We start from the raw sequence: 4358 nt of genomic DNA, 5'->3' as shown, positions 1-4358 counted from the left end.
CCATCGTGGAACGCGACCGCACGCGGGCGCTGACCGAGGAGCTGAAGTGGCTCGCGGGCGTGCTCGGGCAGGCCCGCGACCTGGAGGTGCTGCGGGCCAGGTTCTCCGACCGGGTCGCCGGGCTGGACCGGGAGCTGGTGCTCGGGCCGGTCGCCGCGCAGCTCACCCGGCACTTCGCGCCGTTGGAGACCGCCGCGCACGAGGCGGCCGTGGCGGCGCTGGACGGCGAGCGGTACTTCGCCCTCCTCGACGCCGTGGACGCGCTGATCGCGGACCCGCCGTTCACGCCGGCGGGCCGGAAGAAGGCCGCGAAGGTGTTGCCCGACCTGGTCGACCGGGCCTACCGGCGGCTGGCGAAGCGGGCCGAGGACGCGCACGACGACATCGGTCTGCACGAGGCGCGCAAGGCGGCCAAGCGGCTGCGGTACGCGGTGGAGGTGGTCGAGCCGGCGTTCGGGGAGCGGGCCGCGCGGTACCGCAAGGAGGTCAAGGCGGTGCAGGAGCTGCTGGGCGAGCACCAGGACGGCGTGGTGGCGCGGCCGGTGCTGCGCGAGCTGGGCGCCAAGGCGCAGCTCGACGGGGAGAACGGCTTCACGTTCGGGGTGCTGCACGGCCTGGAGACCGCGGCGGCACAACGGGTCGAGGACCGCTTCCCGGCCGTGTGGCGCGGTCTCGGCAAGCCGAAGCTGCGGTGATTGGTCTGGACCTTGACACCTCCCGGTGCGGCTGAAACGGTGGCGGTGCCGCCGCTCGGTGATCCACGCTGACCAGGAGGACGTCAGTGCTTCCCACAGAAGGCGCCGGACGGCGCGGGTTCGGTCGGGCGCTGGTCGCGCTGCTGCTCCTCGGCGCGATCGGCACGGCGGTCCCCGCCCAAGCAGCCCCGGAGACGCCGTTGCAGCACATCGTGCCCGCTCCCGTCACTGCCACCCCGCGACCGGGCGTGACGTTCACGCTCGGCGCGGACACCAGGATCTACACCCAGCCCGGTTCGACCGAGGCGAGGCGGGTGGGCGAGTTCCTGGCGGGCGTGCTGCGCCCGTCCACGGGCTACCGGCTGCCGGTCGTGCCCGGCGCGTCCGGGCGGCACATCTCGCTGCTGCTCGTCGGCGCGGACGCCCGGGTCGGCGCGGAGGGCTACCAGCTCGACGTGACCCGGCGGGGCGTGCTGATCCGGGCGCGCACGGCCGCCGGGCTGTTCGCGGGCGTGCAGACGTTCCGGCAGATCCTGCCCGCGAAGGTGGAGGCGAAGACCAGGCAGCGCGGGCCGTGGACCGCGCCCGGTGGCCGGGTGCTGGACTACCCGCGCTACGCCCACCGGGGCGCGATGCTCGACGTGGCCCGGCACTTCTTCTCCGTCGACGAGGTCAAGCGGTACGTCGACCAGATCGCCCTCTACAAGATCAACCGGCTGCACCTGCACCTGACCGACGACCAGGGCTGGCGGCTGGAGATCAAGAGCTGGCCGAACCTCACCGCGCACGGCGGCAGCACCGAGGTCGGCGGCGGACCCGGCGGCTTCTACACCCAGGAGCAGTACAAGGACCTCGTCGCCTACGCCGCCGCACGGCACATCACGGTCATCCCGGAGATCGACATGCCGGGTCACACCAACGCCGCCCTGTCGTCGTACCCGGAGCTGAACTGCGACGGTGTCGCGCCGCCGCTCTACACCGGCATCAACGTCGGCTTCAGCTCCCTGTGCATCACCAAGGACATCACCTACCGGTTCGTGGACGACGTGCTGCGCGAGGTGGCCGCGCTGACGCCGGGGCAGTACCTCCACATCGGCGGCGACGAGGCGCACGCCACCACCGACCCGGACTTCGACCTGTTCATGGACAAGGTGCTGCCGCTGGTCGCCAAGCACGGCAAGACCGCGACCGGCTGGCACGAGTTCGTCAAGGCCGGTCCGCCCGCGTCGGCGGTGCCGCAGTTCTGGGGCACGAAGACGACCGCGCCGGACATGGTCGCGGCCGCCGCGCGGGGCAGCGAGATCGTGCTGTCGCCCGCCACCAAGGCGTACCTGGACATGAAGTACGACGCCGACACCAAGCTCGGGTTGAGCTGGGCCGGGTACACCGACGTGCAGGACGCGTACGACTGGAACCCCGGCGCGTACATCGAGGGCCTGCCCGCCGAGGCGGTGCGCGGCGTCGAGGCCCCGCTGTGGAGCGAGACCATCACCGACTCCGCGGACCTGGAGCAGCTGGCCTTCCCCCGGCTGCCCGCGATCGCGGAGCTGGGCTGGTCGCCGTGGTCGACGCACGACTGGGACCGGTTCTTGGTCCGGCTCGCGGCGCAGGCCGACCGGTGGGACGTGCTGGGCGTGAACTACTACGCCTCGCCGCAGGTGCCCTGGCGGAGCTGACCCCGCTCAGGCGCCCTGCTCGACCAGGATCGTCTTCGTGCGCTGGTACTGGTCGAGCAGGGCGTGGTGGTCCGCGGCGCCGGGCCGGAACGTGTTCACCCGCACCCGGCGGGTCCGGATCCGCCGACCGGCCCGGAAGCCGACACCCGCCTCCCGCGACCACACGCCGACCCCGCTCGCGGTGCCGCTCAGCTCCTTGACCGCGTCGTCGAAGTGGTCGAACGAGGTCACCCACACGACCGGTCCGACGAGCTCGGACCGGGCGACCCGGGACTCGCCCACCACGACCGTCGGCGCGAGGTAGGACCCGCCCGACAGCTCGCCGCCGAGGTCCACCCGCTCGCCGCCGCAGACGACCCGGGCGCCGTCGCGCCTGGCGACCTCGATCAGCGACAGGGTCCGGTCGAGCTGGTCGTGGCCGGTCAGCGCCCCGACGGTGGTGTCGGTGTCCAGCGGGTGACCCGGCCCGGCCGCCCGCGCGCGCTCGACGGCGTCGGTCAGGAACCGGTCGTGGATCGGGGTCTGCACCAGCGCCCGGTCGAGGGCGAACGTGGCGAAGCCCTCCAGCGCCCGGTCGTAGAACGCGTCACGGCGGTCGGCCACGTCGGCGAAGAAGACGTCCGCGCCCTTGCCGCCCGACGGCTCGTCCTCCTCGGAGCCGACGCCGTTGACCACGTTGACCACGCCCGGCGGCAGCAGGTCGCCCACCAGGTCCACCAGCACGTGGATCGACGCGGGCGCCCGGTCGGACGGTCTGAGCAGCGCCGTGTTGCCCGCCGCCAGCGCGGGCGCGAGGTCCAGGGCGGCCATGAGCAGCGGGGAGCGCCACGGGACGAACCGGTCGACCACGCCCAGCGGCTCCGCGAAGTGGTAGGCCAGCAGGTCGTCCCCGAGGTCCGAGACGCCGCCCCGCTGGGTCCGGATCACGGCCGCGAAGTGGCGGAAGCAGTCCACCGCCCGCGGCAGGTCGGCCAGCGCCTCCCGCACCGGTGCGCCGGTGTCCCAGGTCTCGGCCACGGCGAGCGAGTCGAGGTGGTCCTCCACCCGGTCGGCCACCTCGTTGAGCACGTGCGCCCGCTCGGACGTCGACGTGCGCCCCCACCGGGGCGCGGCGGCGTGCGCGGCCTCCAGCGCGCGGTGCACGTCCTCGGCGGTGCCCCTGGCCACCTCGGTGAACACCTCGCCGGTGACCGGGCTCGGGTCGGCGGAGTAGCCGCCCCTGGCCGGTGGCACGCACTCGCCGCCGATGAAGTGGTCGTACCGGTCCCGGTACGACACGACGCTGCCGCGCTCTCCCGGCGCCGCGTACCTGGCCATGTCCACGCCTCCCCGCGTTGGTCCCGGGCAGCAGGGTGGTGGGCGCGACGTTGCAGTCGCGTTGCACCCGAACGGACCAGCGTTTCGCTTGCCGCGACCGGTCGGGGCGGGTCATCCTGGTCGGGGAGGCGCCACATGCAACCGGACCCGCGACGGCTCGCCCACGTGCGCGAGGTGGTGCTGAGCGGGGACCGGGTCCGCGGTGCGCGCGAGCTGATCGTGGAGTCGTGGCGGCGGTCGCTGGCCGCGCGGGTCGACCCCGAGCGGCACGAGGCGCCCCTGGTGCTCGACCCCGCCGAGGTGCTGGAACGGCGCGACGCGCACCTGATCGCGGAAGCGCTGCCGGTGCTGCGCGAGACGTTGCTCGGGATCGCGGACGAGGCCCAGCACGTCATGATCATCACCGACGCGGACGGCACGATCCTGTGGTGCGAGGGCGCGACGTCCGTGCGCGGCCTGGCCGAACGGGTGCGGCTGACCGAGGGCGCCTGCTGGAGCGAGGCCTCGGCCGGCACGAACGCGATGGGCACGGCGCTGGCGGTCGGCGAGTCGGTGACCGTGCACTCCGCCGAGCACCTGGTGCGGACCTACCACGGGTGGACGTGCGCGGCGAGCCCGGTGCGCGACCCGGACACCGGCCGCACGATCGGCGTGGTGGACGTGAGCGGGC

Annotated in this window: 3 protein-coding genes and 1 pseudogene; 3 read left to right on the top strand and 1 reads right to left on the bottom strand. The window is 73.8% G+C overall.

Features of this window, described 5'->3' with window-relative positions; genetic code table 11:
- Together AB0G02_RS29835 and AB0G02_RS29830 are read left to right on the top strand one after the other, a co-directional pair.
- Window positions 1-695: CHAD domain-containing protein (locus AB0G02_RS29835; protein ID WP_360800418.1), on the top strand; the 695-nt coding region annotated here is incomplete at its 5' end.
- A gap of 140 nt (window positions 696-835) precedes the next feature.
- Window positions 836-2371 carry a beta-N-acetylhexosaminidase gene (locus tag AB0G02_RS29830; RefSeq protein ID WP_360800421.1) on the top strand — a complete coding sequence of 512 codons (1536 nt, stop codon included), beginning with the start codon at window positions 836-838 and terminating at the stop codon, window positions 2369-2371.
- A 6-nt stretch (window positions 2372-2377) separates the two neighbouring features.
- Here the strand turns inward: AB0G02_RS29830 and AB0G02_RS29825 are convergent, their stop codons facing one another.
- On the bottom strand, window positions 2378-3688 hold the full coding sequence (locus AB0G02_RS29825; protein ID WP_360800415.1) for an aldehyde dehydrogenase family protein: 1311 nt from the start codon (window positions 3686-3688) through the stop codon (window positions 2378-2380).
- Between the two features lie 135 nt (window positions 3689-3823).
- Between AB0G02_RS29825 and AB0G02_RS29820 the strand changes: the two are divergent.
- Window positions 3824-4358 (top strand): annotated as a pseudogene (locus AB0G02_RS29820) (transcriptional regulator); the annotation flags it as partial.

This window comes from Actinosynnema sp. NPDC023658, assembly GCF_040639995.1.
Lineage (GTDB): Bacteria > Actinomycetota > Actinomycetes > Mycobacteriales > Pseudonocardiaceae > Actinosynnema.
This window is presented reverse-complemented; position numbering and strand designations above follow the sequence as displayed.